At 67.6% G+C, this 1,523-nt stretch carries 1 protein-coding gene; it reads right to left on the bottom strand.

All coding sequences use genetic code 11. The annotated features are described in order from the left end of the window. Window positions 1-68: 68 nt before the first annotated feature. On the bottom strand, window positions 69-1,523 hold a 1,455-nt coding region (locus QZH66_RS15925; RefSeq protein ID WP_305806867.1), incomplete at its 5' end, for a sodium-translocating pyrophosphatase.

Raw genomic sequence — 1,523 nt, 5'->3', positions numbered from 1 at the left:
ATGATCTGCACTTGCTGCGGCCGTAAAAAAGCCCGCTGGAGCGGGCTTGGTATGGGGCGGCCGAGTCTTCAAACGCCGTGGAATTTCACCACCAGCGGCACGATCAGCAGCGCCACGATGTTGATGATCTTGATCAGCGGGTTGACGGCCGGGCCGGCCGTGTCCTTGTAAGGGTCGCCCACGGTGTCGCCGGTGACGGCGGCCTTGTGCGCCTCGCTGCCCTTGCCGCCGTGGTGGCCGTCTTCTATGTACTTCTTGGCGTTGTCCCAGGCGCCGCCGCCCGTGCACATCGAAATCGCCACGAACAGGCCGGTGACGATGGTGCCCATCAAGAGGCCGCCCAGCGCTTTTGGCCCGAGCAGCAGGCCGACGGCGATCGGCACGACCACGGGCAGCAGGCTGGGGATGACCATTTCCTTGATGGCGGCGCTGGTCAGCATGTCCACGGCGCGGCCGTATTCGGGCTTGCCCGTGCCTTCCATGATGCCGGGGATGTCGCGGAACTGGCGCCGTACCTCGACCACCACGGCGCCGGCCGCGCGGCCCACGGCCTCCATGGCCATGGCGCCGAACAGGTAGGGGATCAGCCCGCCGATGAACAGGCCGACGATCACCATCGGGTCGCTCAGGTTGAAGCTGATCGCCTGGCCGTAGCTTTCGAGCTTGTGCGTGTAGTCGGCGAACAGCACCAGCGCGGCGAGACCCGCCGAGCCGATGGCATAGCCCTTGGTGACGGCCTTGGTGGTGTTGCCGACGGCGTCGAGCGGGTCGGTGATGTCGCGCACGCTGCTGGGCAGTTCGGCCATCTCGGCGATGCCGCCGGCGTTGTCGGTGATGGGACCGTAGGCATCGAGCGCCACCACGATGCCGGCCATGCTGAGCATGGCGGTGGCGGCAGTGGCGATGCCGTACAGGCCGGCCAGCTGGTAGGACACCAGGATGGCGATGCAGACGCAGATCACCGGCCACGCCGTGGAGCGCATCGACACGCCCAGGCCGGCGATGATGTTGGTGCCGTGGCCGGTGGTCGAGGCCTGGGCGATGTGCTGCACGGGCGCGTACTGCGTGCCGGTGTAGAACTCGGTGATCCAGACCAGCGCGGCCGTCAGCACCAGGCCGGTGGCGCAGGCGCCGAACAGCTTGAGCTGGCTGCCGCTGGCGGCAATGGCGTTGTCGGGAATGATCCAGGCGGTGACGAACCAGAAGGCGATCAGCGAGAGCACGCCGGCAATCGCCAGGCCCTTGTAGAGCGCCGGCATGACGTTCTTCATGCCGGGCGAGGCCTTGACGAAGAAGCAGCCGATGATGCTGGCCACGATTGACACGGCGCCCAGCGCCAGCGGGTACAGCACGGCGTTGACGGGTGCGCTGGCCACCATCAGCGCGCCCAGCACCATGGTGGCGATCAGCGTGACGGCGTAGGTCTCGAACAGGTCGGCCGCCATGCCGGCGCAGTCGCCCACGTTGTCGCCCACGTTGTCGGCGATCACGGCGGGGTTGCGCGGGTCGTCCTCGGGGATGCC

This window comes from Stenotrophomonas sp. YIM B06876 (assembly GCF_030711595.1).
Classification (GTDB): Bacteria; Pseudomonadota; Gammaproteobacteria; order Xanthomonadales; family Xanthomonadaceae; genus Stenotrophomonas.
This window is presented reverse-complemented; position numbering and strand designations above follow the sequence as displayed.